General features: G+C 62.3%; 23 protein-coding genes and 1 tRNA gene. All 24 read left to right on the top strand.

The features are described from left to right. Positions 1 to 258 precede the first annotated feature (258 nt). The 24 genes from L5014_RS31890 to L5014_RS32005 all read left to right on the top strand — a co-directional run bounded on the left by L5014_RS31890 (position 259) and on the right by L5014_RS32005 (position 24,288). Positions 259 to 1,575: a branched-chain amino acid ABC transporter substrate-binding protein gene (locus tag L5014_RS31890; RefSeq protein WP_420800176.1), complete on the top strand. Its 1,317-nt coding sequence runs from the start codon at positions 259 to 261 to the stop codon at positions 1,573 to 1,575. Between the two features lie 186 nt (positions 1,576 to 1,761). Next, on the top strand, positions 1,762 to 2,031 hold the full coding sequence (rpsO, locus tag L5014_RS31895) for a 30S ribosomal protein S15 (protein WP_238467783.1): 270 nt from the start codon (positions 1,762 to 1,764) through the stop codon (positions 2,029 to 2,031). Positions 2,032 to 2,375: 344 nt separating this feature from the next. Continuing rightward, positions 2,376 to 4,520: a polyribonucleotide nucleotidyltransferase gene (pnp, locus tag L5014_RS31900; protein ID WP_238467784.1), complete on the top strand. Its 2,145-nt coding sequence runs from the start codon at positions 2,376 to 2,378 to the stop codon at positions 4,518 to 4,520. A 159-nt stretch (positions 4,521 to 4,679) separates the two neighbouring features. After that, positions 4,680 to 5,696, top strand: a complete 1,017-nt coding sequence (locus L5014_RS31905; protein ID WP_238467785.1) for an NAD(P)H-quinone oxidoreductase — start codon at positions 4,680 to 4,682, stop codon at positions 5,694 to 5,696. Positions 5,697 to 5,874: 178 nt separating this feature from the next. After that, on the top strand, positions 5,875 to 6,657 hold the full coding sequence (gene tpiA / locus L5014_RS31910; protein WP_238467786.1) for a triose-phosphate isomerase: 783 nt from the start codon (positions 5,875 to 5,877) through the stop codon (positions 6,655 to 6,657). A gap of 100 nt (positions 6,658 to 6,757) precedes the next feature. Continuing rightward, complete coding sequence (gene secG / locus L5014_RS31915; protein ID WP_238467787.1) at positions 6,758 to 7,159, top strand: preprotein translocase subunit SecG; 402 nt, start codon at positions 6,758 to 6,760, stop codon at positions 7,157 to 7,159. Between the two features lie 110 nt (positions 7,160 to 7,269). Continuing rightward, positions 7,270 to 7,354, top strand: a tRNA-Leu gene (locus L5014_RS31920). Positions 7,355 to 7,521: 167 nt separating this feature from the next. After that, positions 7,522 to 7,881, top strand: a complete 360-nt coding sequence (locus L5014_RS31925) for an NADH-quinone oxidoreductase subunit A (protein ID WP_238467788.1) — start codon at positions 7,522 to 7,524, stop codon at positions 7,879 to 7,881. A 72-nt stretch (positions 7,882 to 7,953) separates the two neighbouring features. Continuing rightward, positions 7,954 to 8,433: a NuoB/complex I 20 kDa subunit family protein gene (locus L5014_RS31930; RefSeq protein ID WP_027819582.1), complete on the top strand. Its 480-nt coding sequence runs from the start codon at positions 7,954 to 7,956 to the stop codon at positions 8,431 to 8,433. A gap of 22 nt (positions 8,434 to 8,455) precedes the next feature. Beyond that, positions 8,456 to 9,061 (top strand): NADH-quinone oxidoreductase subunit C, encoded by a 606-nt coding sequence (locus tag L5014_RS31935; protein ID WP_238467789.1) that lies wholly within the window; start codon positions 8,456 to 8,458, stop codon positions 9,059 to 9,061. A gap of 9 nt (positions 9,062 to 9,070) precedes the next feature. Further along, positions 9,071 to 10,324, top strand: coding sequence for an NADH-quinone oxidoreductase subunit D (locus tag L5014_RS31940; protein ID WP_238467790.1), 1,254 nt, complete (start codon positions 9,071 to 9,073; stop codon positions 10,322 to 10,324). 153 nt (positions 10,325 to 10,477) lie between these two features. Continuing rightward, positions 10,478 to 10,963, top strand: a complete 486-nt coding sequence (gene nuoE / locus L5014_RS31945) for an NADH-quinone oxidoreductase subunit NuoE (RefSeq protein ID WP_238467791.1) — start codon at positions 10,478 to 10,480, stop codon at positions 10,961 to 10,963. Then, entirely contained in the window at positions 10,960 to 12,288 is a 1,329-nt protein-coding gene (gene nuoF / locus L5014_RS31950; protein ID WP_238467792.1) for an NADH-quinone oxidoreductase subunit NuoF, read from the top strand. The genes nuoE and nuoF overlap by 4 nt, the downstream gene beginning before the upstream one ends. A gap of 106 nt (positions 12,289 to 12,394) precedes the next feature. Further along, positions 12,395 to 14,728: an NADH-quinone oxidoreductase subunit NuoG gene (gene nuoG, locus L5014_RS31955; protein WP_238467793.1), complete on the top strand. Its 2,334-nt coding sequence runs from the start codon at positions 12,395 to 12,397 to the stop codon at positions 14,726 to 14,728. After that, positions 14,729 to 15,793: an NADH-quinone oxidoreductase subunit NuoH gene (nuoH, locus tag L5014_RS31960; RefSeq protein ID WP_238467794.1), complete on the top strand. Its 1,065-nt coding sequence runs from the start codon at positions 14,729 to 14,731 to the stop codon at positions 15,791 to 15,793. It begins immediately after the preceding gene. A 12-nt stretch (positions 15,794 to 15,805) separates the two neighbouring features. After that, a complete protein-coding gene (nuoI, locus tag L5014_RS31965; RefSeq protein ID WP_238467795.1) occupies positions 15,806 to 16,294 on the top strand; it encodes an NADH-quinone oxidoreductase subunit NuoI in 489 nt (162 codons plus the stop codon). 174 nt (positions 16,295 to 16,468) lie between these two features. Then, positions 16,469 to 17,164, top strand: a complete 696-nt coding sequence (locus L5014_RS31970) for an NADH-quinone oxidoreductase subunit J (RefSeq protein WP_238467796.1) — start codon at positions 16,469 to 16,471, stop codon at positions 17,162 to 17,164. Positions 17,165 to 17,181: 17 nt separating this feature from the next. Further along, the gene (gene nuoK, locus L5014_RS31975; RefSeq protein ID WP_238467797.1) at positions 17,182 to 17,487 is read left to right on the top strand and encodes an NADH-quinone oxidoreductase subunit NuoK; all 306 of its coding nucleotides are present in this window, start codon (positions 17,182 to 17,184) and stop codon (positions 17,485 to 17,487) included. 12 nt (positions 17,488 to 17,499) lie between these two features. Then, positions 17,500 to 19,551: an NADH-quinone oxidoreductase subunit L gene (gene nuoL / locus L5014_RS31980; RefSeq protein ID WP_238467798.1), complete on the top strand. Its 2,052-nt coding sequence runs from the start codon at positions 17,500 to 17,502 to the stop codon at positions 19,549 to 19,551. A 20-nt stretch (positions 19,552 to 19,571) separates the two neighbouring features. Next, entirely contained in the window at positions 19,572 to 21,071 is a 1,500-nt protein-coding gene (locus tag L5014_RS31985; protein WP_238467799.1) for an NADH-quinone oxidoreductase subunit M, read from the top strand. 24 nt (positions 21,072 to 21,095) lie between these two features. Continuing rightward, positions 21,096 to 22,568 (top strand): NADH-quinone oxidoreductase subunit NuoN, encoded by a 1,473-nt coding sequence (nuoN, locus tag L5014_RS31990; protein ID WP_238467800.1) that lies wholly within the window; start codon positions 21,096 to 21,098, stop codon positions 22,566 to 22,568. 1 nt (position 22,569) lies between these two features. Then, positions 22,570 to 22,872, top strand: a complete 303-nt coding sequence (locus L5014_RS31995; protein ID WP_238467801.1) for a DUF2818 family protein — start codon at positions 22,570 to 22,572, stop codon at positions 22,870 to 22,872. Positions 22,873 to 22,965: 93 nt separating this feature from the next. Next, positions 22,966 to 23,559: an NUDIX domain-containing protein gene (locus tag L5014_RS32000; protein ID WP_238467802.1), complete on the top strand. Its 594-nt coding sequence runs from the start codon at positions 22,966 to 22,968 to the stop codon at positions 23,557 to 23,559. A gap of 264 nt (positions 23,560 to 23,823) precedes the next feature. Next, positions 23,824 to 24,288, top strand: coding sequence for a DUF1178 family protein (locus L5014_RS32005; protein WP_238467803.1), 465 nt, complete (start codon positions 23,824 to 23,826; stop codon positions 24,286 to 24,288). Positions 24,289 to 24,464 lie beyond the last annotated feature (176 nt).

Genomic DNA, 24,464 nt, shown 5'->3' on the forward strand with positions numbered 1-24,464 from the left:
CGGCGACGAGCGCACGGCGCGTGGTGCGCGGCAGGCGCGTCGCGATGGCGGATGAAAGACGCTTGAGCATGAAGTCCCCCGATGGCACGTAGGCGATGGACGCCGTGCAGATTCGAACTGGGTTCGGTCTGTCCGGAACCCTTTCTGGAACCGTTATTTTGACACGTCGGGATCGCGACGGCTTGCAGCCGTGTGCGCACGCGTCCTATGATCCGCGCTTCATACGACGAGGCTCATTACAGGAAGAGGGGAGAGCGCATGAAGGCACGCATGGAGGCACGATGGACGCGCCTGGCGGCGGCCCTGCTGGCGGCGTTGGGGTTGAGCGCGGCACTGGCGGCTGCGGGCGCGCACGCGGCGAGCGCGCAAGCGCCTGCGGGCAAGCCGGTCCAGCTCGCGCTGATCGAGGGCATGTCCGGGCCGTTCGCCGACGCGGGCGCCGCTGTCGAGCGCAATCTGCGTTTTGGCGTGGAGCGCGTGAACGCACGCGGCGGCGTCACACTGGCAGACGGGCGCCATCCGCTCGAACTGGTGGTGCTCGACAGCAAGGGCAGCACCGAGGCGGCGCTGATGCAGCTGCGCGCGGCGGCGGACCGCCATATCGGCTTCGTTTTGCAGGGCAACAGCTCGGCGGTGGCGGCGGCGCTCGTCGCGGCCATCGATCGTCAGAATGCGCGCGAGCCGGAAAATCGCGAGTTGTTCCTCAATTATTCGGCGGACGATCCCGCGCTCACCAACGCGAACTGCAGCTTCTGGCATTTTCGTTTCGACGCGCACGCGGGCATGCGCATGGACGCACTCGCCGACGTGATCGCCGCCGACAAGTCGGTCAAGAAGGTCTGGCTGCTGAATCAGGATTACAGCTTCGGACACGACGTGAGCACGCTCGCGCGAGCGGCGCTGGCGAAGCAGCGCCCGGACATCGCCGTGGTGGGCGACGAGTTTCATCCGATCGGCAGGGTGAAGGATTTCGCGCCTTATATCGCGAAGATCCGCGCGTCGGGCGCGGACGCCGTTATCACCGGCAACTGGGGCAGCGATCTAACGCTGCTCGTGAAGGCCGCGCGCGAGCAGGGGCTCGACACCAGGTTCTACACGTTCTACGGCAACAGTCTGGGCGCGCCGGCGGCACTAGGTGAGGCGGGCGTCAAGCGCGTGATCGCCGTGGCCGACTGGCATCCGAACGCGGGCGGGGCGGCCTCCGACGCCTGGTATGCGGCGTTTCGCGCCCGCTACCCGGCGGCGCAGGACGACTACCCGGTGCTGCGCATGGAGATGATGGTCGAGATGCTCGCCCAGGCCATGACGAAGGCGGGCTCGGCGCAACCGGAGGCGGTCGCGAAGGCGCTCGAGGGCATGCGCTTCAACGGTGACGCAGCCGGTTTCCACCCGATGTGGATGCGTGCCGACGACCACCAGGCGATCCAGCCCCTTTACGTGATGCAGATGGACAAGCAGGGCATGCCCGGTGTGCGCTACGACAACGAGGGTTCGGGCTATGGGTTTCGCACGGTGCTGGCGCTGCCGGCGGAGCGCACTGCGCCGGCGACGGTCTGCAAGATGAAGCGGCCTTGAGCATGGGCTGAGCGGGGGCGCGGCGCCCGGTGGCTATCCGCGAACCGGTGCAAGCAGGCCGGGTTCGCGGCGAATTTCGCCTGTGCTACAATACGCCCCTTGTCGTAATCCACGGCAAGCAAGCAACAACTAATCACGGCACGGCCATTCTTCCGTGACCGCTAGTTCGTTTCAAAGGAAAAGCAAATGTCCGTAGCAGATATCAAGAAGTCCGACGTCGTCGCGCAATTCGCGCGTGGCACCGGTGACACGGGTTCGCCCGAAGTTCAGGTTGCACTCCTGACGTCGCGTATCAACGAACTGACCTCGCACTTCAAGTCGCACGCGAAGGATCACCACAGCCGCCGCGGTCTGCTGCGCATGGTGAGCCGCCGCCGCAAGCTGCTCGACTACCTGAAGGGTAAGGACGCAGATCGTTACCGCGCACTGATCGAGAAGCTGGGTCTGCGCAAGTAATCGCAAGGTCTTGCAGAAAGATGCCTGTGTCAGTTCCACTGATGCAGGCATTTTGTTTTTGAACGGTACGCTTCACGCGATGCGTGCCGCAGGGCAGTACACAGCAGCAAACAGGTAGCAAACATGCAGTAAAAGCAGCAGGGCCGGGCCTCGGGGCAGAGCTTTGTGTCATTCCATCGAATCGTGTGCGGCAACAAACCACATGCGCGTCGCGTCATCGTCGCATCCGCGCGGTCCGCTGGAATGGCATAACACTCCTCTACCTGCGTGGTGCCGGATTCTGTCTTGCCGTGTCGCCCGTATGTGCGGGCGTCGCATAACAAATGAGTAAGGAGTGAGTGACCATGACCATGTTCAATAAAGTCGTGAAGGAATTCAAATGGGGCCAGCACAATGTGCGCCTCGAAACCGGTGAGATCGCCCGCCAGGCGAGCGGCGCCGTCATCGTCGACGTCGAAGACACCGTCGTGCTCGCGACCGTCGTTGGCGCGAAGACCGCCAAGCCGGGTCAGGACTTCTTCCCGCTCACCGTCGACTACATCGAGAAGACCTATTCGGCCGGCAAGATTCCGGGCGGTTTCTTCCGCCGCGAAGGCCGTCCGTCGGAAGGCGAGACGCTGATCTCGCGCCTGATCGATCGTCCGCTGCGTCCGCTGTTCCCGGAAGGCTACTACAACGAAGTCCAGGTCGTGATCCACGTCCTGTCGATCAACCCGGAAGTCCCGGCTGACATCCCCGCGCTGATCGGCGCCTCAGCTGCGCTGGCTATTTCGGGTCTGCCGTTCAATGGCCCGGTGGGCGCGGCACGCGTTGCCTACATCAACAACGAGTACGTGCTGAACCCGACGCGCGCACAGATCAAGGAATCGCGCCTCGACCTCGTCGTGGCCGGTACCGAGCGCGCTGTGCTGATGGTGGAGTCGGAAGCCGACCAGCTGCCCGAAGACGTAATGCTCGGCGCGGTCGTGTTCGGCCACGAGCAGATGCAAACGGCCATCGACGCGATCCACGAACTCGTGCGTGACGGCGGCAAGCCCGAGTGGGACTGGCAGCCGGCGCCGAAGGACGAAGCGCTCATCGCGCGCGTCACCGATATCGCCTATAACAACCTGCTCGCTGCGTACCAGTTGCGCGACAAGCAGCAGCGTTCGGCCAAGCTGAAGGAAGTCTACGCGGCGACCTCGGCGAAGCTCGAAGAAGAAGCGGCTGCGGCCGGCACGACGGCGGCCGACAAGGCCACGGTCGGCAACATCGTGTTCGATCTCGAAGCGAAGATCGTGCGCTCGCAGATCCTGAACGGCGAGCCGCGTATCGACGGCCGCGACACGCGCACCGTGCGCCCGATCGAGATCCGCACGGGTGTGCTGCCGCGTACCCACGGCTCGGCGCTCTTCACGCGCGGCGAGACGCAGGCGCTGGTCGTGGCGACGCTCGGCACCAAGGGCGACGAGCAGATCATCGACGCGCTCGAAGGCGAGTACCGCGACCGCTTCATGCTCCACTACAACATGCCTCCGTTCGCGACCGGCGAAACGGGCCGCGTGGGTTCGCCCAAGCGCCGTGAAATCGGTCACGGCCGTCTGGCCAAGCGCGCGCTCGTCGCGTGCCTGCCGAGCGCCGAAGAATTCGGCTACTCGATCCGCGTGGTCTCGGAAATCACCGAGTCGAACGGTTCGTCGTCGATGGCTTCGGTCTGCGGCGGCTGCCTCGCGCTGATGGACGCCGGCGTGCCGATGAAGGCGCACGTCGCGGGCATCGCGATGGGCCTGATCCTCGAAGGCAACAAGTTCGCTGTGCTGACCGACATCCTCGGCGACGAAGATCACCTCGGCGACATGGACTTCAAGGTCGCGGGCACGGAAGCTGGCGTGACCGCGCTGCAGATGGACATCAAGATCCAGGGCATCACCAAGGAAATCATGCAGGTCGCGCTCGCGCAGGCGAAGGAAGGCCGCATGCACATCCTCGGCAAGATGACTTCGGCGGTTTCGGGCGTGAACACCGAGCTGTCGGCGTACGCACCGCGCATGATCACCATCAAGATCAACCCGGAGAAGATCCGCGACGTGATCGGCAAGGGTGGTTCGGTGATCCGCGCGCTGACCGAAGAAACGGGCACCACGATCGACATCTCTGACGACGGCGTCGTGACCATCGCTTCGACGTCGAGCGAAGGTATGGCAGAGGCAAAGAAGCGCATCGAGAACATCACGGCCGAAATCGAAGTCGGTCAGGTGTACGAAGGCGCGGTCCTCAAGCTGCTCGACTTCGGCGCGATCGTGAACCTGCTGCCGGGCAAGGACGGCCTGCTGCACATCTCCGAAATCGCCAACGAGCGCATCAAGGACATCAACGATTACCTGAAGGAAGGCCAGGTCGTGAAGGTCAAGGTTATCCAGACGGACGAGAAGGGCCGCGTGCGCCTGTCCGCCAAGGCGCTGCTCAACGAAGCAGCAGCTAACGCACCGCAGGGCGAGCCGCAGCAGTAAGGCGGTTCACAAAAACGGCCGGCACGCGATGAGCGCGCCGGCCGTTTTTTTATGAGAATGTGAAGTTGGGCTGTATCTGATCGAGGCCGGATCGCATTGTGTTCGCGCCGCGTGTTCAATGCCATCCAGAGAGGGCGCGGAGCCCTACGGAGACGCGAGATGAAGGCTGTTGAGATTACCGAATTCGGTGCGCCGGACGTGCTCAAGCTGACCGAGCGCCCGACGCCCGAGCCAAAGGCCGGCGAGGTGCTGATCAAGGTGAGCGCGTCGGGCGTGAATCGTCCCGACGTGTTTCAGCGCAAGGGCTCGTACGCGCCGCCGCCGGGCATTTCCGACCTGCCTGGGCTCGAGGTTGCGGGCGAGATCGTCGGCGGGACGATCGACGAAAAGAACAATCCGTTTGGCCTCAAACTCGGCGACCGCGTGTGCGCGCTGATCGCGGGCGGCGGCTACGCCGAGTACGTCGTCGCGCCGCTCGGCCAGTGTCTGCCGGTGCCGAAGGGGCTCACGGATATTGAAGCGGCTTCGTTGCCCGAGACCTATTTCACGGTGTGGAGCAACGTGTTCCAGCGCGCCTTGCTCGGCAAGGGCGAGGGCGGCGAGAACGAGACGCTGCTGGTGCAGGGCGGCTCGAGCGGGATCGGCGTCACCGCGATCCAGATCGCGCATGCCCTCGGTTTTCGCGTCTTCGCGACCGCGGGGTCGGACGACAAGTGCCGGGCCTGTGAGCAACTGGGCGCCGAGCGCGCGATCAACTATCGCAACGAAGACTTCGTCGAGGTCGTGAAGGCACTCACGAACGACCGCGGCGTGGACGTGGTCCTCGACATGGTGGCGGGCGGCTACGTGTCGCGCGAGCTTTCCGCGCTCGCCAATGGCGGCCGCATCGTGCTGATCGCGACGCTCGGCGGCTCGAAGGCCGAAGTCAATATGGGCGAGATCCTGCGTCGCCGCCTGACGATTACCGGCTCGACGCTGCGTGCGCGTTCGGTCGAATTCAAGGCGCAGATCGCGCAGGAATTGAAGGCGAATGTATGGCCGCTGCTCGAAGAGGGCAGGATCAAGCCCGTCGTATTTCGCGTCTTTTCCGCCGCGCAGGCGGGCGAGGCCCACGCGCTCATGGAGAGCAGCGAACATATCGGCAAGATCATGCTCGATTGGACGCGGACGGCCTGATTGCGCGGCCAGGGACCGCTGCGCGCCCTCTGCACGGCTCGCTGGCGGGTTCATGCTTGATTTTTCGGGCTTTTTTTGACGCTTTTTTCGCGTGTCCGGAGCAGGCCGGTTTGACCGGCCTCGATTTCACGCAGTAAAATTCTGCGTTTTGCGTCCGCTTTTAACAGCAACCGGAACAATGACGAATCAACGATCGAAGCTCGTAGTCGGTAACTGGAAGATGCATGGCCGCCTCGCGGCCAATGCGGCATTGCTCGAAGGCGTCGCGCAGGGCGCGCAGTCGCTGGCCTCGGATGTGCGCGTCGGCGTGTGCGTGCCGTTTCCCTATCTTGCGCAGGCTCAGGCGCTGCTCGGCGGTAGCCGCGTAGTCTGGGGTGCACAGGATGTGTCCGCACACGAGCAGGGCGCCTTTACGGGCGAAGTCGCTGCGGGCATGGTCGCCGACTTCGAGGCAGGATTTGCGATCGTTGGTCACTCGGAGCGCCGCGCTTACCACGGCGAAAGCTCCGAACTCGTCGCGCAGAAGGCGCAGCGCGCACTCGCGGCAGGTCTCACGCCGATCGTCTGCGTGGGCGAAACGCTGGAAGAGCGCGAAGGCGGCACGACCGAGCAAGTGGTCGGCGCGCAGCTCGACGCGGTGCTGGGAGCGTTGTCGGTTGAAGAGGCGGCGCGCATCGTCGTCGCGTACGAGCCGGTCTGGGCCATCGGCACCGGCAAGAGCGCGACTTCGGAGCAGGCGCAGCAGGTGCACGCCTTTCTGCGCGCGCGGCTTGCCGCGAAGGGCGCGCAGGTGGCGGACGTGCCGCTCCTGTACGGCGGCAGCGTGAAGCCGGAGAATGCGGCGGAGCTCTTCCGTCAGGCCGATATCGATGGTGGCCTGATCGGCGGTGCGGCGCTGAAGGCGGGGGATTTCCTCGCGATTTGCGCGGCCGCTGCGGCGGGCGCGAACGTCGCGGGATAAAAATAAGGCCTGGGCGCGGTGCCTCCAGTGAGGTCCGTGCCGGCTGCACATGCGCATGCCTCTCGGGAGGCTGCGCTCAACAAGGACTCAGGTGAGTGTGATGCTGTATTTGAAAACGTTGATTATCGTCGTCCAGATTCTGTCGGCGCTCGGGGTGATCGGCCTCGTTCTGCTGCAACACGGCAAGGGCGCCGACATGGGCGCCGCGTTCGGCAGCGGGGCGTCGGGCAGCCTGTTCGGCGCGACTGGCGCAGCGAACTTTCTGTCACGCACGACGGCTATTCTCGCAACGGTCTTTTTCGTCTCGACGCTTGCATTAACCTACTTGGGGTCGTATCATTCGAAGCCTTCGGCGGGCTTGCTTGGCGCTGCTGCAACGGCTCCGGTTGTTGCTTCAGCCCCGGTTGCTGCAAGTGGTTCTGCTGTGTCGGCTGCGAGCGCTCCGGCTGCGGCGTCGCCGGCAGCAGCGGCATCGAACGCGGGCAACGACGTTCCGAAATAATTCTGAAAAACTTGTTTTTGTGCATTGAACAAACGGCGGGAACAAGTTAGAATTTAAGTCTTGAAGCGATTCGCGGGTTGCATAAATTGTTGTCCCGGATTGCATGTAGTGCCGACGTGGTGAAATTGGTAGACACGCTATCTTGAGGGGGTAGTGGCGAAAGCTGTGCGAGTTCGAGTCTCGCCGTCGGCACCAATGTTATCTAAAAAATGCCAGCCGCTTGCTTCAGCTTCGGCTGGCATTTTTTTTTGCTTTATACGTCGTGTTTGTTTCGAGTGCAGCGCGAAGTACGTAAAAAGTGATTCCCGCAGAGCGACTTGAAGTTCCTGCGGAACCTCAGAACCAACCGATAGAGGATTGCCTTGAATCTCGCTCCCTATTACCCCGTCCTGTTGTTCCTTCTCGTAGGTATTGGTCTGGGCGTGGCGTTGGTGAGTATCGGCAAGATCCTCGGTCCCAACCGGCCCGACAGCGAAAAAATCTCACCGTACGAGTGTGGCTTCGAAGCGTTCGAAGACGCGCGCATGAAGTTCGATGTACGGTATTACCTCGTGGCCATTCTCTTCATCATCTTCGACCTTGAAACGGCGTTCCTGTTTCCGTGGGGTGTTGCTCTGCGCGACATCGGCTGGCCGGGCTTTCTGTCGATGATGCTGTTTCTGCTCGAATTCCTGCTGGGCTTTGCCTACATCTGGAAGAAGGGTGGTCTCGATTGGGAGTAAGGGGTTAATCGCCGGATAGCATGGGCGGTGCTGCGGATACGCCGCGGGCCGTCCGTCTGGAGTGGAAAGCACATGAGTATCGAAGGGGTCTTGAAGGAAGGGTTTGTCACCACCACGGCTGACAAACTGATCAACTGGACGCGCACTGGCTCGCTGTGGCCGATGACGTTCGGTCTTGCGTGTTGCGCGGTCGAGATGATGCACGCGGGCGCGGCCCGTTACGACCTCGACCGCTTCGGCGTGGTGTTCCGTCCGAGCCCGCGTCAGTCCGACGTGATGATCGTTGCCGGCACGCTGTGCAACAAGATGGCGCCTGCGCTGCGCAAGGTCTACGACCAGATGGCCGAGCCGCGCTGGGTGATCTCGATGGGATCTTGCGCCAACGGCGGCGGCTACTACCACTATTCGTATTCGGTTGTGCGCGGGTGCGATCGCATCGTGCCGGTCGACGTCTATGTGCCGGGTTGCCCGCCGACAGCGGAAGCCCTCGTGTACGGGGTGATCCAGCTACAGGCGAAGATCCGACGTACCAGTACCATCGCCCGTCAATAAAGGCCAAGCGCCTCCCCGGAATATGGCAAGCAAACTCGAGACCCTGAAAGCGAACCTCGAAGCGGCCCTTGGTGCGCGCGTCGTCAGCCTCACCGAAGCGCTCGGTGAGTTGACCTTGGTCATCAAATCAGCAGATTACCTCAGCGTGGCGCAGGAGCTTCGCGACAATCCGTCGCTTCGCTTCGAGCAGTTGGTTGACCTGTGTGGCGTCGACTATCAGACATACGGCGACGGCGCGTGGGAAGGTCAGCGCTTTGCGGCGGTGTCGCATCTGCTCTCCATCACGAACAACTGGCGTCTGCGCCTGCGCGTATTCGCGCCGGACGACGAGGTGCCCATCGTCTCCTCGCTCGTCGAGATCTGGAGTTCGGCCAACTGGTATGAGCGCGAGGCGTTCGACCTGTACGGCATCGTCTTCGAAGGTCACCCCGACTTGCGCCGCATCCTGACCGACTACGGTTTCATCGGCCACCCGTTCCGCAAGGACTTCCCGGTCTCCGGCTATGTCGAAATGCGTTACGACCCGGATCAGAAGCGCGTGGTCTACCAGCCGGTCACGATCGAACCGCGCGAAATCACGCCGCGCGTGATCCGCGAGGATCGCTACGGTGGTCTGAGGAAACACTAAGAGGGTCGCATGTCAGAGATCAAGAACTACACGCTCAACTTCGGCCCGCAGCACCCGGCAGCGCACGGTGTGCTGCGCCTCGTGCTCGAGCTCGACGGCGAAGTGATCCAGCGCGCCGATCCGCACATCGGTCTGCTGCATCGTGCGACGGAAAAACTCGCCGAGAGCAAGACCTTCATCCAGTCGGTCCCGTACATGGACCGTCTCGACTACGTGTCGATGATGGTCAACGAGCACGGCTATGTGCTCGCGATCGAAAAGCTGCTCGGCATCGAGGTGCCGATTCGCGCGAAGTACATCCGCGTGCTGTTCGATGAAATCACGCGCGTCCTCAATCACCTGATGTGGATTGGTTCGCACGGGCTCGACGTGGGCGCGATGGCGGTGTTCCTCTACGCGTTCCGCGAGCGTGAAGACCTGATGGACGTCTATGAGGCGGTCTCGGGCGCGCGCATGCACGCGGCGTACTATCGTCCGGGCGGCGTGTACCGTGATCTGCCCGACGCGATGCCGCAATTCAAGGCTTCGAAGATCCACAACGAAAAGGCGCTCGCCCGCATGAACGAGGCGCGCCAGGGTTCGGTGCTGGACTTCATCGACGACTTCTTCACGCGCTTCCCCGGTTGTGTCGACGAGTATGAAACGCTCCTCACCGACAACCGCATCTGGAAGCAGCGTCTCGTGGGCATTGGCGTGGTGAGCCCCGAGCGCGCGATGCAATTGGGCCTGACCGGCGCGATGCTGCGTGGCTCGGGCATCGAGTGGGATCTGCGCAAGAAGCAGCCCTATGAGGTTTACGACCAGCTGGATTTCGACATCCCCGTGGGCGTGAATGGCGACTGCTACGACCGCTATCTCGTGCGTGTCGAGGAAATGCGTCAATCGACTCGTATCGCGAAACAGTGCATTGAGTGGCTGCGCAAGAATCCCGGCCCCGTGATGGTCGACAATCACAAGGTTGCGCCGCCGTCGCGAGTCAACATGAAGTCGAACATGGAAGAGCTGATTCACCACTTCAAGCTCTTCACCGAAGGCTTCCACGTACCGGAAGGCGAGGCCTACGCAGCCGTGGAGCATCCGAAGGGTGAATTCGGCATCTACCTGGTGTCGGATGGCGCAAACAAGCCGTATCGTCTGAAGATCCGTGCGCCGGGTTATGCCCACCTGTCCGCGCTGGACGAAATGGCGCGCGGTCACATGATTGCCGACGCGGTCACGATCATCGGTACGCAGGACATCGTGTTCGGTGAAATCGACCGCTAAGCAGCAAACTGCCAGTACGCCCTGTCAAGAAGGGCGCATGGCGAAATACCGGGAACGCCACGTCTGTCGCAGCGAGCAGGTACGCTTCACGCGCGGCAGGTGTTTGTCTGGCGGGAATTGAAACGGTAGGAATTGAAAGAGTCGTGTCTGAAAATGATCTCAGCTGAAGGCCTGAAAGAAATCGATCGCGCGTTGACGAAGTATCCCGCCGATCAGAAGCAGTCCGCCGTGATGGCGGCTTTGGCCGTTGCTCAAGAAGAGCATCGTTGGCTGTCGCCCGAACTCATGCAGTTCGTGGCCGACTACCTCGGCATGCCGCCTGTCGCGGTCCAGGAAGTCGCCACCTTCTACACGATGTTCGAGACCAGGCCGGTCGGCAAGCACAAGATCACGCTCTGCACGAATCTGCCGTGCCAGCTCGGCCCGGATGGCGGTGCGGAAAGCACGGCCGACTATCTGAAGCAGAAGCTCGGAATCGACTTCGGCGAAACCACGCCCGATGGCAAGTTCACCTTGAAAGAAGGTGAGTGCATGGGCGCGTGCGGCGATGCGCCGGTGCTGCTCGTGAACAACCACCGCATGTGCAGCTTCATGAGCCGCGAGAAGGTCGACCAGCTGCTCGAGGAGCTTTCGAAATGACTTCCTTGCACGACCGTCACATCAAACCTTTGATTCTCGCGGGTCTGAACGGCGAGAACTGGCATCTTGAAGACTACGTTGCGCGTGGTGGCTACAAGCAACTGCGCCGCATCCTCGAAGAGAAAATTCCGCCCGAGCAGGTCATTGCCGACGTGAAGGCAAGCGGTCTGCGTGGCCGTGGGGGCGCTGGCTTCCCGACGGGTCTGAAGTGGAGCTTCATGCCGCGTCAGTTCCCGGGGCAGAAGTACCTCGTCTGCAACTCCGACGAAGGCGAGCCGGGTACGTTCAAGGACCGCGACATCCTGCGCTGGAATCCGCATTCCGTGATCGAAGGCATGGCCATCGGCGCGTACGCGATGGGCATCACCGTGGGCTACAACTACATCCACGGCGAGATCTTCGAGGTCTACCGCCGCTTCGAGGCTGCGCTTGAAGAAGCGCGCCAGGCGGGCTATCTCGGTGACAACATCCTCGGCACGGACTTCTCGTTCCAGCTGCACGCACACCACGGTTATGGCGCGTACATCTGCGGCGAAGAAACGGCGCTGCTCGAGTCGCTCGAGGGCAAGAAGGGCCAGCCGCGTTTCAAGCCGCCGTTCCCGGCGAGCTTCGGCGTGTACGGCAAGCCCACCACGATCAACAACACCGAGACGTTCGCAGCCGTGCCTTTCTTGCTGACCGTCGGTCCGCAGGCATACATGGAGCTTGGCAAGCCGAACAACGGCGGCACCAAGATCTTCTCGATCGCAGGCGACGTGGAGCGTCCGGGCAACTATGAGATTCCGCTCGGTACGCCGTTCGCGACACTCATGGAGCTCGCCGGCGGCGTGCGCGGCGGCAAGAAGCTCAAGGCCGTGATTCCGGGCGGTTCGTCGGCGCCGGTTATTCCGGGCGATCTGATGATGCAGACGGACATGGACTATGACTCCATCGCCAAGCAGGGCTCGATGCTCGGCTCGGGCGCGGTCATCGTCATGGACGAGACGCGCTGCATGGTGCGCTCGCTGCTGCGTCTGTCGTACTTCTACTATGAAGAGTCGTGCGGCCAGTGCACGCCGTGCCGCGAGGGCACGGGCTGGCTGTATCGCGTTGTGAACCGCATCGAGCACGGCCAGGGCCGCCAGGAAGATCTGGACCTGCTGAACTCGGTCGCGGGCAACATCATGGGCCGTACGATCTGCGCGCTCGGCGATGCAGCGGCCATGCCGGTGCGCGGCATGCTCAAGCACTACTGGGACGAATTCGAATATCACGTGCACAACAAGCGTTGCCTCGTCGGCGGACATGCCGGCTCGCGCGCGGCCTCGGAGACCGTGGCCGCCTGAAGGGCGAGTTGAGGGTAACGGCGTGTTGGGCGCGAACCGCGTGGCGGAACGCAACGGGGTAGACCGCTGTGAGTGAGCGGTAACAGGTTAGGGACGATTAACCATCATGGTTGAACTTGAAATAGACGGCAAGAAGGTGCAGGTGCCCGAGGGCAGCATGGTGATCCAGGCTGCGCAACGGGTCGACACGTACATTCCGCACTTCTGCTATCACAAGAAGCTCTCCATCGCGGCCAACTGCCGGATGTGTCTCGTCGATGTCGAGAAGATGCCGAAGGCGGTGCCCGCATGCGCGACGCCGGTGTCGCAAGGCATGATCGTGCGCACGATGTCGGACAAGGCCGTGCAGGGTCAGCAAGCCGTGATGGAATTCCTGCTGATCAACCACCCGCTCGATTGCCCGATCTGTGATCAGGGTGGCGAATGCCAGCTTCAGGATCTGGCGGTCGGCTATGGCAAGTCCGCTTCGCGCTACAGCGAAGAAAAGCGCGTCGTGTTCCACAAGAACGTCGGTCCGCTCATCTCGATGGAAGAGATGACGCGTTGCATCCACTGCACGCGCTGTGTGCGCTTTGGCGAGGAAATCGCCGGTGTGATGGAGCTCGGCATGCTGGGGCGTAGCATGCATGCCGAAATCAGCACCTTCGTCGGCAAGACGGTGGACTCGGAGCTCTCGGGCAACATGATCGACCTGTGCCCGGTCGGCGCGCTCACGAGCAAGCCGTTCCGCTTCTCCGCGCGGACGTGGGAGCTGTCGCGCCGCAAGTCGGTGAGCCCGCACGACTCGACGGGTGCCAACCTCGTCGTGCAGGTGAAGAACAACCGCGTGATGCGCGTGCTGCCGTTCGAGAACGAAGCCGTCAACGAGTGCTGGATCTCGGACAAGGACCGCTTCTCGTATGAAGGCCTGAACGCCGAAGACCGCCTCACGCGTCCGATGATCAAGCAGGGTGGCCAGTGGGTCGAGACCGACTGGCAGACCGCGCTCGAATACGTGGTGAAGGGCATCAAGGGCATCAGCGACGAGCACGGCGAGAACCAGCTCGCGCTGCTCGCGAGCCCGCACAGCACGACCGAGGAACTCTATCTCGCGAAGCAGTTCGCGGACGCGATCGGCACGCCGAACGTCGACTTCCGCCTGCGCCAGAGCGACTTCTCGGCGCCGCTCGAAGGCACGCCTTGGCTCGGTGCCAAGATTGCCGATCTTTCGTATGCCGACTCGGCGTTCGTGATCGGCTCGTTCCTGCGCCGCGACCATGCGCTGTTCGCCGCGCGTCTGCGCCAGGCAGCGAAGGGTGGCGCGAAAGTCTCGTTCCTGCAGGCCTCGGCCGACGGCTCGCTGATTCCGGGCGCGCAGCGCATCGTCGCAGCGCCTTCGGCATGGCTCGACGAGCTTGCTTCGATTGCCGCCGCTGCGGCCGAGGCGAAGGGTGTCGCGCTGCCCGAAGGTTTTGCCGGTGCGCAGGCCAACGACGCCGCGAAGCTGGTTGCCGCGTCGCTCGCGAATGGTGAGCGCCGCTTCGTGCTGCTCGGCAACGCCGCCGTCCAGCATCCGGAATTCTCGCGCCTGCACGCCGCCGCGCAGTTCATCGCCGAAACGACGGGCGCAACGCTCGGCTTCCTCACCGAAGCCACCAACACGGTTGGCGCGCACCTCGTTGGCGCGCTGCCGGGGCAAGGCGGCCTGAATGCTCGCGAAGTGTTCGAGCAGCCGCGCAAGGGCTATCTGCTGTTCAATTTCGAACCCGAGTTCGACACGGCCAACCCGGCCGCCGCGCGCGCCGCGCTCGCGCAGGCCGAGATGGTCGCCGTGTTCTCGCCGTTCAAGACGGGTCTCGACTACGCCGATGTGCTGCTGCCCATCGCGCCGTTCACGGAGACCTCGGGTACGTTCGTCAACGCCGAAGGCACGGTTCAGGTATTCAACGGCGTCGTGCGCCCGCTCGGCGATACGCGTCCGGCCTGGAAGGTGCTGCGCGTGCTCGGCACGCTGCTCGGCGCGCAAGGCTTCGAATACGAGACGTCGGAAGACGTGCGCCGCAAGGCGCTCGGCGACGGCAGCTTCGAAGCGCGTCTGTCGAACAAGGCCGCGGCTCAGGTGGCGCGCGGCAGCCTCGCGAAGGCTGCCACTGGCCGCTTCGAGCGCATCTCCGATGTGCCCATCTATCGCGCCGATCAACTCGTGCGTCGCGGCGAAGCGCTGCAGCTCACGATGGCGGCCCGCGTGGCGAACACCATCGGCCTGCCGGCTGCGCTCTTCGACCAGCTTGGCTTGAAGGAAGGCGATGCCGTGCGCGTGCGCCAGGGCGAGCTCTCGGTGACCGCGCCAGCGACGTGCGATGCGAATCTTGCGCCGACGGCGGTGCGCGTGTCGGCGGCAACGCCGGCCGCCGCGCAGCTCGGCAGCCTGTTCGGTGAACTGCTGGTGGAGAAGGCGTAAATGAGCTTGTTCGATACGATCAATGCAGGCGGCAGCCAGCTGCTCGGCGTGGCATGGCCCACTGTCTGGGCACTGGTGCGCATTCTCGTCGTCGCGGTGGTGATTCTGCTGTGCGTGGCATACCTGATTCTGTGGGAGCGCAAGCTGATCGGCTGGATGCACGTGCGTCTCGGCCCGAACCGCGTGGGCCCGGCAGGCCTGTTGCAGCCGATCGCCGACGTGCTGAAGCTGCTGCTCAAGGAAGTCATTCAGCCGGCGCAGGCGAGCCGCTGGACCTATATGGTCGCGCCGATCATGGTGGTGGTGCCAGCCTTCGCGGTCTGGGCGGTGATTCCGTTCCAGGCGGGCGCAGTGCTGGGCGACATCAACGCGGGTCTGCTCTACGTGATGGCGATCTCGTCGTTCGGCGTCTACGGTGTGATTCTCGCGGGCTGGGCCTCGAACTCGAAGTACGCGTTCCTCGGCGCGATGCGCGCCGCGGCGCAGATGGTCTCGTATGAAATCGCGATGGGCTTCGCGCTTGTCGTGGTGCTGATGGTGTCGGGCAGCCTGAATCTCTCGGAGATCGTCCAGGGCCAGATGCGCGGCATGTTCGCGAGCTGGGGCATCACGTTCCTCTCGTGGAACTGGCTGCCGCTCCTGCCGATGTTCGTCGTCTACTTCATCTCGGGCATTGCGGAAACGAACCGTCACCCGTTCGACGTGGTGGAAGGGGAGTCGGAAATCGTCGCCGGTCACATGATCGAGTACTCGGGCATGGGCTTCGCGCTCTTCTTCCTCGCCGAGTACATCAACATGATCGCGATTTCGGCGCTCTGTTCGGTGCTGTTTCTCGGTGGCTGGAGCGCGCCGTTCGGCTTCCTCGATTTCATCCCGGGTGTGTTCTGGCTGGTGCTGAAGGTTTTCTTCCTCCTGTCGGTGTTCATCTGGGCGCGCGCGACGTTCCCGCGCTACCGCTATGACCAGATCATGCGTCTTGGCTGGAAGGTGTTCATTCCGGTGTGCGTGGTGTGGCTGATTGTGATCGGCTTCTGGTATATGTCGCCGCTGAGCATCTGGAAATAAGGGGGCGACGAAATGACCGCTATCCAAAACTTCTTCAAGACGTTTTTCCTGACTGAGCTGCTCAAGGGGCTCGCGCTGACGGGGCGTTACACCTTCAAGCGCAAGTTCACGGTGCAGTTCCCGGAAGAGAAAACGCCGATCTCGCCGCGCTTTCGTGGCCTGCACGCGCTGCGCCGCTATGAAAATGGCGAAGAGCGCTGCATCGCGTGCAAGCTGTGCGAGGCCGTGTGTCCCGCGCTCGCAATCACGATCGAGTCGGAAGTGCGCGAAGACAATACGCGCCGCACGACGCGCTACGACATCGACCTGACCAAGTGCATCTTCTGCGGTTTCTGCGAAGAGAGCTGCCCGGTCGACTCGATCGTCGAGACGCACATTCTCGAGTATCACGGCGAGAAGCGCGGCGATCTGTATTTCACGAAGGACATGCTGCTGGCAGTCGGCGACCGCTACGAAGCGCAAATCGCGGCGAACAAGGCAGCAGATGCACCGTACCGTTGATCTTCAGTTTGACGCTGTATCGGCCCGCGGTTCGGGCTGGCTGCGGGGAACGCGTGTGCCTGAAAACGCCGCGAAGCCGCAGTCCGGGAACCGCGGCGCGACGCTCCCTGGTCTGGCCGCCAGTCTGCGCCGCGCAATCCGCCTCACGATGGCCTCAACGATGAACCAGTAATCATGGAATTCACGACCGTCCTGTTCTACATCTTCGCGCTGCTGCTCACGCTATCAGGGCTGAAGGTGATCACCTCGCGCAATCCTGTCTCGTCCGCGCTCTTCCTCGTGCTCGCGTTCTTCAACGCGGCTGCGGTGTGGATGCTGCTCGAGGCCGAATTCCTCGCGATCCTGCTGGTGCTCGTCTACGTGGGCGCGGTGATGGTGCTGTTCCTGTTCGTGGTGATGATGCTGGACATCAACATCGACGTGCTGAGCCGCGACTTCAAGCGCTTCGTGCCGGTAGCGACCATCGTGGGCGCGATCATTGTGATCGAGACCGCGCTGATCCTGTGGCACGGCTACGGCGCGACCACCTCGCCGGTGCCGGATACCTCGGCTGCGGCCGCCGCGTCGGTGTCGAATACGCACCTGATCGGCAAGATCATCTATACCGACTACATCTTCGCATTCGAAATTGCCGGCCTCGTGCTGCTCGTGGCGATCGTCGCGGCCGTTTCGCTGACGGTGCGCGAGCCCAAGAACGCCAAGCGCCAGAACATTTCGAAGCAGGTCAGCGTGCGTCGCCAGGACCGCGTGCGCCTGGTGAAGATGCCGGCCGTCAAGGAACTGCCCGAAGTGGCCGAAACCGACCAGGCTGCTGCGGTTGCGACTGGCGTGGCGGCACCAGTGCCGTCTGGCTCCGGCACCAAGAGCTAAGCGTAGAGGAGAGCAACTTGATAACTCTGGCCCATTACCTCGTCCTCGGCGCGATCCTCTTTGCGATCTCGATCGTTGGCATTTTTCTCAATCGGCGCAACGTCATCATCATCTTGATGGCGATCGAGCTGATGTTGTTGGCGGTGAACACGAATTTCGTCGCGTTCTCGCATTATCTCGGTGACGTTCACGGACAGATTTTCGTGTTCTTCGTGCTAACTGTAGCGGCCGCGGAAGCCGCGATTGGTCTGGCTATTCTTGTGACCTTGTTCCGCAGCCTCGACACGATCAATGTCGAGGACCTCGATCAGCTCAAAGGCTAAGGCAGGCTGTATATGGCAACGACACTCAACGAAACCCTATTGCTGGCGATCCCGCTGGCGCCTCTCGCCGGTTCTCTGATTGCCGGTTTATTCGGCAAAACGGTGGGGCGCGCGGGCGCGCATACGGTCACCATTCTCGGCGTCGCGATTGCGTTCGTGCTCTCGTGCATCACGTTCTTCGACGTGGTGAACGGCGCGAGCTTCAACACGACAGTCTACGAATGGATGTCGGTGGGAGGCCTGAAGTTCGAAGTCGGCTTCCTGATCGACTCGTTGACGGCGCTCATGATGATCGTCGTGACTTTCGTGTCGCTGATGGTGCACATCTACACGATCGGCTATATGGCGGAAGAAGAGGGCTACCAGCGCTTCTTCTCGTACATCGCGCTGTTCACGTTCTCGATGCTGATGCTCGTGATGAGCAACAACTTCCTGCAGCTGTTCTTCGGCTGGGAAGCGGTGGGTCTCGTCTCGTACCTGCTGATCGGCTTCTACTTCAAGCGTGAAAGCGCCATCTACGCGAACATGAAGGCGTTCCTCGTGAACCGCGTGGGCGACTTCGGCTTCCTGCTGGGTATTGGCCTGCTGCTCGCATACGGCGGCTCGCTCAACTACAACGACGTGTTCGCGAAGGGCCACGAAATCGCCGCGCTGACGTTCCCGGGCACCTCGTGGAACCTGCTCACCGTCGCGTGCATCTGCCTGTTCGTCGGCGCAATGGGCAAGTCGGCCCAGTTCCCGCTGCACGTCTGGCTGCCGGATTCGATGGAAGGCCCGACGCCGATCTCGGCACTGATCCACGCCGCCACCATGGTGACGGCCGGCATCTTCATGGTCGCGCGCATGTCGCCGCTGTTCGAGCTTTCGGATGCAGCGCTGTCGTTCATCGTCGTGATCGGGGCTATCACCGCGCTCTTCATGGGTTTCCTCGGTGTCGTGCAGAACGACATCAAGCGTGTGGTCGCGTACTCCACGCTCTCGCAACTCGGCTATATGACCGTGGCGCTCGGCGTCTCGGCGTATCCGGTCGCGATGTTCCACCTGATGACGCACGCGTTCTTCAAGGCGCTGCTGTTCCTCGGCGCGGGCTCGGTCATCATCGGCATGCACCACGACCAGGACATGCGCAACATGGGCGGCCTGCGCAAGTACATGCCCATCACGTGGATCACTTCGCTGATCGGCTCGCTCGCGCTGATCGGTACGCCGTTCTTCTCGGGCTTCTACTCGAAGGACTCGATCATCGAGGCGGTGAAGGCCTCGCATCTCGCGGGTTCGGGCTTCGCCTATTTCGCCGTGGTCGCGAGCGTGTTCGTGACGGCGCTGTACTCGTTCCGCATGTACTTCCTCGTGTTCCATGGTGAAGAGCGCTTCCGCGATCCGAAGCATCCGGATTCGCCGATGGGCGCAGAAGCCGCAGCGCATGGTCACGGCAACGGTCACGGCCACGACGAACACCATGTCCACGTGCCGCATGAGTCGCCGTGGGTGATCTGGGTGCCGCTCGTCCTGCTCGCGATTCCTTCGGTGATCGCTGGTGCCTACGCGATCCAGCCGTTGCTGTACGGTGGTTTCTTCTCGCACGGCGTGGCGTTCCAGAATGTCATCTTTATTGGCCAGAACCATCCGGCGCTTGCCGAGATCGGCGAAGAGTTCCATGGCTGGGCCGCGATGGCCACCCATGCGTTCTCGGGTGTGCCGGTGTGGCTTGCACTCGCAGGTGTGATCGTGGCGTGGTTCTTCTACATGAAGCGCCCGGACCTGCCGGCCGTCGTGTCGCGCACGTTCTCACCGGTCTACAAGCTGCTGGCCAATGCGTATTACCTCGACAAGATCAACGAAATCGTCTTCGCTCGCGGAGCGGTCGCTATCGGTCGTGGTCTTTGGAAGGAGGGTGATGTCGTCGTGATCGACGGCGTCGTCAACGGGAGCGCCAAGTTTATCGGCTGGTTTGCAACTGTGATTCGTTTCCTGCAATCCGGCTATATCTACCACTACGCATTTGCCATGATCATTGGCATGCTTGGCCTCCTTACCCTGTTTGTAACGCTCAGCGGCAAATAAGAAGGCGAGGAAAAAAACGCATGCACGCAACTCCGATTCTCAGTATTGCGATCTGGATGCCGATCGTTTTCGGCATCATCGTTCTTGTAGTGGGTTCCTTTCGGAGCTCGAGCGCGGACCGCTGGATCGCGCTCATCGGTTCGGTGCTTAGTTTCCTCGTCACCCTTCCGCTCGTTTCGGGTTTCGACACGACCACGGCTGCGCTCCAGTTCGAGGAGAAGTCGGTCTGGATCGAGCGGTTCAATATTGCGTATCACCTGGGCGTCGACGGCATTTCGTTGTGGCTCGTGGTGCTCACTGCGCTCATCACGGTAATCGTCGTGATCGCGGGCTGGCAGGTGATCCAGAAGAACGTTGCGCAGTATTACGCGGCGTTCCTTATCCTGTCGGGCCTGATGGTAGGCGTCTTTTGCGCCGCCGACGGCCTGCTGTTCTACGTGTTCTTCGAGGCCACGCTCATCCCGATGTACATCATCATCGGCGTGTGGGGCGGCCCGAACCGCGTGTACGCGGCATTCAAGTTCTTTCTCTATACGCTGGCCGGCTCGCTGCTGATGCTGATCGCGTTGCTGTACCTCTACCGCGTGACGGGTACTTTCGACCTCGCCACCTGGCAGGACGCCAAGCTGGCGATGACGCCGCAGATTTTGCTGTTTATCGCGTTCTTCTTCGCGTTCGCGGTCAAGGTGCCGATGTGGCCGGTCCACACGTGGTTGCCGGATGCCCACGTCGAAGCGCCCACGGGCGGCTCGGTGGTGCTGGCGGCCATCATGCTCAAGCTCGGCGCGTACGGTTTCCTGCGTTTCTCGCTGCCGGTCACGCCGGACGCGAGTCACTATCTGGCGCCGGTCATCATTACGCTGTCGCTGATCGCCGTGATCTACATCGGTCTTGTGGCGATCGTGCAGTCGGACATGAAGAAGCTGGTCGCGTACTCGTCGATTGCTCACATGGGCTTCGTCACGCTGGGCTTCTTTATGTTCGGTCCGTCCAGCCAGTTGGCGGTGGAAGGCGCGATCGTCCAAATGATCTCGCACGGCTTCGTCTCGGGCGCCATGTTCCTTTGCATCGGCGTGCTGTATGACCGCATGCACACGCGCGACATCGCCGATTACGGCGGCGTCGTCAACACGATGCCGAAGTTCGCGGCGCTGGCCATGCTGTTCGCGATGGCCAACTGCGGCCTGCCGGGCACCTCGGGATTCGTCGGCGAATTCATGGTGATTCTGGCGGCGGTGAAGTTCAACTTCTGGATCGCTTTCGGGGCGGCGTTCACGCTGATCCTGGGCGCGGCCTATACGTTGTGGTTGTACAAGCGGGTGTACTTCGGCGCTGTCGCGAACGACCACGTTCGCGAGTTGAAGGACATCAGCTGCCGCGAATACTTCATCCTTGGGGTACTCGCGCTGCTCACGCTTTTCATGGGCGTCTACCCGAAGCCCTTTACCGATGTGATGCACGTTTCCGTGGAAAACCTCCTCTCCCACGTCGCAGTGTCGAAGCTGCCGCTGTCACAGTAATACCGAGCGGAGGACTAAAAGATCATGCCAAACGCCCCTATGAACGCTCTGCTACCCGACGCGCTGGTTATGGCCGGTGTCGTCGTCGCGTGGCTTAACGACACGTTCACCGGCCCCGAGGGCCGGCGCACGACCTATCTCATCTCGCTGCTGACCACGGTCGTAGCCGGTATCTGGTTCGCGGTGATCGCGTTCGATCCGCACGTGTACTACTACTTCACGCGGATGTACGTGGTCGACGCGTTCGCAAGCGCGATGAAGTCGGTGGTCACGCTAGGCTACGCGGTCACGATCGTGTATTCGCGCAAGTACCTTGAAGACCGCGACATGTTCCGGGGCGAGTTTTTCCTGCTCGGGATGTTCTCGCTGCTCGGCCAGATCGTGATGATCTCGGGCAACAACTTCCTCACGCTGTACCTCGGCCTCGAGCTGATGTCGCTCTCGCTCTACGCCGTCATCGCGCTGCGCCGCAACGCGACGCAGTCGAACGAAGCGGCCATGAAGTACTACGTGCTGGGCGCGCTCGCTTCGGGCTTCCTGCTCTATGGCATCTCGATGCTGTACGGCGCGACGGGTTCGCTCGAACTCGGCGATGTGTTCAAGGCCGTTGCCTCTGGCCATATCAACGACATCGTCCTGCTGTTCGGCGTGGTGTTCATCGTCGCGGGCGTGGCGTTCAAGATGGGCGCGGTGCCTTTCCACATGTGGGTGCCCGACGTCTATCAAGGCGCGCCTACGGCCATGACGCTGCTCACCGGCGGCGGCCCGAAGGTCGCGGCGTTTGCGTGGGCCGTGCGCTTCCTCGTCATGGGTCTGCTGCCGCTGGCCGTGGACTGGCAGGAAATGCTGATCATCCTCGCGGCGCTCTCGATGATCGTCGGCAACATCACGGGTATCGTTCAGCGCAACGTCAAGCGCATGCTGGCTTACTCGGCCATCTCGAACATGGGCTTCGTGCTGCTCGGCCTGCTGGCCGGCATCGTCGACAACAAGGCGACCGGCGCGGCCAGCGCGTACAGCTCGGCGATGTTCTACAGCATCATCTATCTGATCACGACGCTCGGCGCGTTTGGCATCGTCATGCTGCTTGCTCGCCGCGACTTCGAGGCGGAAACGCTCGACGACTTCAAGGGCCTGAACCAGCGCAGCCCGGTGTTCGCGTTCGTCATGATGCTCATGATGTTCTCGCTTGCAGGCATCCCGCCGACGGTCGGCTTCTACGCGAAGCTCGCCGTGCTCGAAGCGACCATGAACGCCGGTCTCACGTGGCTTGCTGTTCTCGCCGTCATTACGTCGCTGTTCGGCGCGTTCTATTACCTGCGTATCGTCAAGCTGATGTACTTCGACGCGCCCACCGATACCGCGCCGATCGAGAGCCACGCATTCAACCGCGCGCTGCTGACGGTCAATGGCGTGGCTGTGCTGGTGCTCGGCATTATCCCCGGACCGCTGATGTCACTCTGCCTGCAGGCCGTCTCGCATACGCTGCCCCTGTAATATGTCGGCAGCAGGGTGGTTTATCGTGTTGTTGGCGCTCGCGGGCGCCAACCTGCCGTTTCTCAATCAACGGTTGTTAGGCATCGTGCCGCTGCGTGCGCAGAAGAAGAGCGTGTGGATTCGCATTGCCGAAATGATCGTGTTGTATTTTGTGGTTGGCGCGTTCGGCTTCATGCTGGAGGCGCGCGCCGGCAACCGCTTTGACCAGGGCTGGCAGTTCTACGCTATCACGTTCAGTCTCTTTGTCGTGTTCGCGTTTCCCGGCTTCACCTGGCAATATCTCTTCAAACGCCGTCCGGCGTGATGCGTACACCTCGTCCTCGACGAGGTGTACGCCATTCGATCGCATCGCGGTTTTTCGCGACTCCTCCGTACAGGCGCTTCCCAGAGGTTGAACATGGCTGCTGATCATCAAAAGCACGACCCGGCGCTCGCCGAGACGTGCGTGGAAAGCACGACGCTCCACGCGGGCAAATTCCTTACGCTCAAGTGCGACACGGTTGCCTTGCCGGACGGCAAGCACGCGACGCGCGAATACGTCCAGCATCCGGGCGCCGTCATGGTGATCCCGCTCTTCGACGACGGCCGCGTGCTGATGGAGCGCCAATATCGCTACCCGCTCTCGCGCGTGATGACCGAGTTTCCCGCGGGCAAGCTCGATCCGCAGGAAGGTGCGCTTGCCTGTGCGATTCGCGAGCTCAAGGAAGAGACGGGCTATGCGGCGCGCGAGTATGTCTATCTCGCGAAGATTCATCCGGTGATCTCGTACTCGACGGAATTCATCGACATCTACCTGGCGCGCGGCTTGACTGCGGGCGAGGCCAAGCTCGACGAAGGCGAATTCCTCGAGACGTTTACAGCGACGCTGCCCGAACTGCTCGAATGGGTGCGTACTGGCAAGATTACCGACGTGAAGACGATCATCGGCACGTTCTGGCTCGAAAAGGCGCTGTCGGGCGCCTGGCCGCTCGGGCAAGCCGAGCAGGGCTGAATGCCGTTGCCGGGGGCCTTGGCGACCCGGCTGCTGTCACTGCGCCAAACCTTTGAATACGGCGGCTCTTCGATTTCGAAGGCCGCCGTATTCACGTTAACCGGACATTTTTGCGCTGAGCGGACCGTGCCGGACGGCGCTACAATCACCGGCGAACCGGGCGTCCGGTACCGATGAGGGTAGGAAACACCCCATCGAAAATTTTACGAACGGTCGTTCACAAATTTCCGTTTTGCGCTACACTCAACGCAAGCCACGATTCCCATGAAGGTCCTCGATTTACAGTGCCCAGACGGCCATCGGTTTGAAGGCTGGTTCGCTTCCGCTGACGACTTCGAGTCGCAGCTTTCGCGCAATCTGGTCGAATGTCCGATGTGCGGCGCCACCAACGTGAGCCGCGTGCCGTCCGCACCCCGCCTGAATCTGTCGGGGGCGAGCGAGGCACAGTCCGCATCCGCCGCTGGCCAGGCGTCACACGCAGCTCGGGTGGGACAGGCAGCGGCGCAATGGCAGGCGCATGCCATGCGCGTGATACGCGAGGTCCTGGAGAAAACGGAGAACGTAGGCGACCGTTTCGCCGAGGAGGCGCGGCGCATTCACTACAACGAAGCGCCGGCGCGCAACATTCGCGGGGTTGCATCCGCGGAAGATGCGCAAGCTCTCGTCGAAGAAGGCATCGATGTGATGCCGCTGCCGGTTCCGGCCGCGCTGAAGGGTCCGCTGCAATAACGTCATGCGGGCTTCTCCGCGGCTTGGGGTTTGCTCCCCACCGGCCGCGGCCAGGATGCGTATTCCACGACACCCGAGCGCGGATTCCACGCGTAGCCGAGCAGGTTTTCCACGAACACGCGAGCGCTCGTTCCACACGGAAGCGAGCACTTAAGCAGTGACGCGGGTGGTCAGTT

Origin of the sequence: Paraburkholderia tagetis (assembly GCF_022213065.1) — a bacterium.
Lineage (GTDB): Bacteria > Pseudomonadota > Gammaproteobacteria > Burkholderiales > Burkholderiaceae > Paraburkholderia > Paraburkholderia tagetis.

Coding starts and splice junctions, on each gene's coding strand:
- nuoN (WP_238467800.1), top strand. CDS start 21,096: ATGCCAAACGCCCCTATGAACGCTCTGCTACCCGACGCGCTGGTTATG.
- L5014_RS32000 (WP_238467802.1), top strand. CDS start 22,966: ATGGCTGCTGATCATCAAAAGCACGACCCGGCGCTCGCCGAGACGTGC.
- nuoL (WP_238467798.1), top strand. CDS start 17,500: ATGGCAACGACACTCAACGAAACCCTATTGCTGGCGATCCCGCTGGCG.
- L5014_RS32005 (WP_238467803.1), top strand. CDS start 23,824: ATGAAGGTCCTCGATTTACAGTGCCCAGACGGCCATCGGTTTGAAGGC.
- L5014_RS31985 (WP_238467799.1), top strand. CDS start 19,572: ATGCACGCAACTCCGATTCTCAGTATTGCGATCTGGATGCCGATCGTT.
- nuoE (WP_238467791.1), top strand. CDS start 10,478: ATGATCTCAGCTGAAGGCCTGAAAGAAATCGATCGCGCGTTGACGAAG.
- tpiA (WP_238467786.1), top strand. CDS start 5,875: ATGACGAATCAACGATCGAAGCTCGTAGTCGGTAACTGGAAGATGCAT.
- L5014_RS31905 (WP_238467785.1), top strand. CDS start 4,680: ATGAAGGCTGTTGAGATTACCGAATTCGGTGCGCCGGACGTGCTCAAG.
- pnp (WP_238467784.1), top strand. CDS start 2,376: ATGACCATGTTCAATAAAGTCGTGAAGGAATTCAAATGGGGCCAGCAC.
- nuoF (WP_238467792.1), top strand. CDS start 10,960: ATGACTTCCTTGCACGACCGTCACATCAAACCTTTGATTCTCGCGGGT.
- L5014_RS31970 (WP_238467796.1), top strand. CDS start 16,469: ATGGAATTCACGACCGTCCTGTTCTACATCTTCGCGCTGCTGCTCACG.
- L5014_RS31995 (WP_238467801.1), top strand. CDS start 22,570: ATGTCGGCAGCAGGGTGGTTTATCGTGTTGTTGGCGCTCGCGGGCGCC.
- L5014_RS31890 (WP_420800176.1), top strand. CDS start 259: ATGAAGGCACGCATGGAGGCACGATGGACGCGCCTGGCGGCGGCCCTG.
- L5014_RS31935 (WP_238467789.1), top strand. CDS start 8,456: ATGGCAAGCAAACTCGAGACCCTGAAAGCGAACCTCGAAGCGGCCCTT.
- nuoG (WP_238467793.1), top strand. CDS start 12,395: ATGGTTGAACTTGAAATAGACGGCAAGAAGGTGCAGGTGCCCGAGGGC.
- nuoI (WP_238467795.1), top strand. CDS start 15,806: ATGACCGCTATCCAAAACTTCTTCAAGACGTTTTTCCTGACTGAGCTG.
- L5014_RS31940 (WP_238467790.1), top strand. CDS start 9,071: ATGTCAGAGATCAAGAACTACACGCTCAACTTCGGCCCGCAGCACCCG.
- secG (WP_238467787.1), top strand. CDS start 6,758: ATGCTGTATTTGAAAACGTTGATTATCGTCGTCCAGATTCTGTCGGCG.
- nuoH (WP_238467794.1), top strand. CDS start 14,729: ATGAGCTTGTTCGATACGATCAATGCAGGCGGCAGCCAGCTGCTCGGC.
- L5014_RS31930 (WP_027819582.1), top strand. CDS start 7,954: ATGAGTATCGAAGGGGTCTTGAAGGAAGGGTTTGTCACCACCACGGCT.
- rpsO (WP_238467783.1), top strand. CDS start 1,762: ATGTCCGTAGCAGATATCAAGAAGTCCGACGTCGTCGCGCAATTCGCG.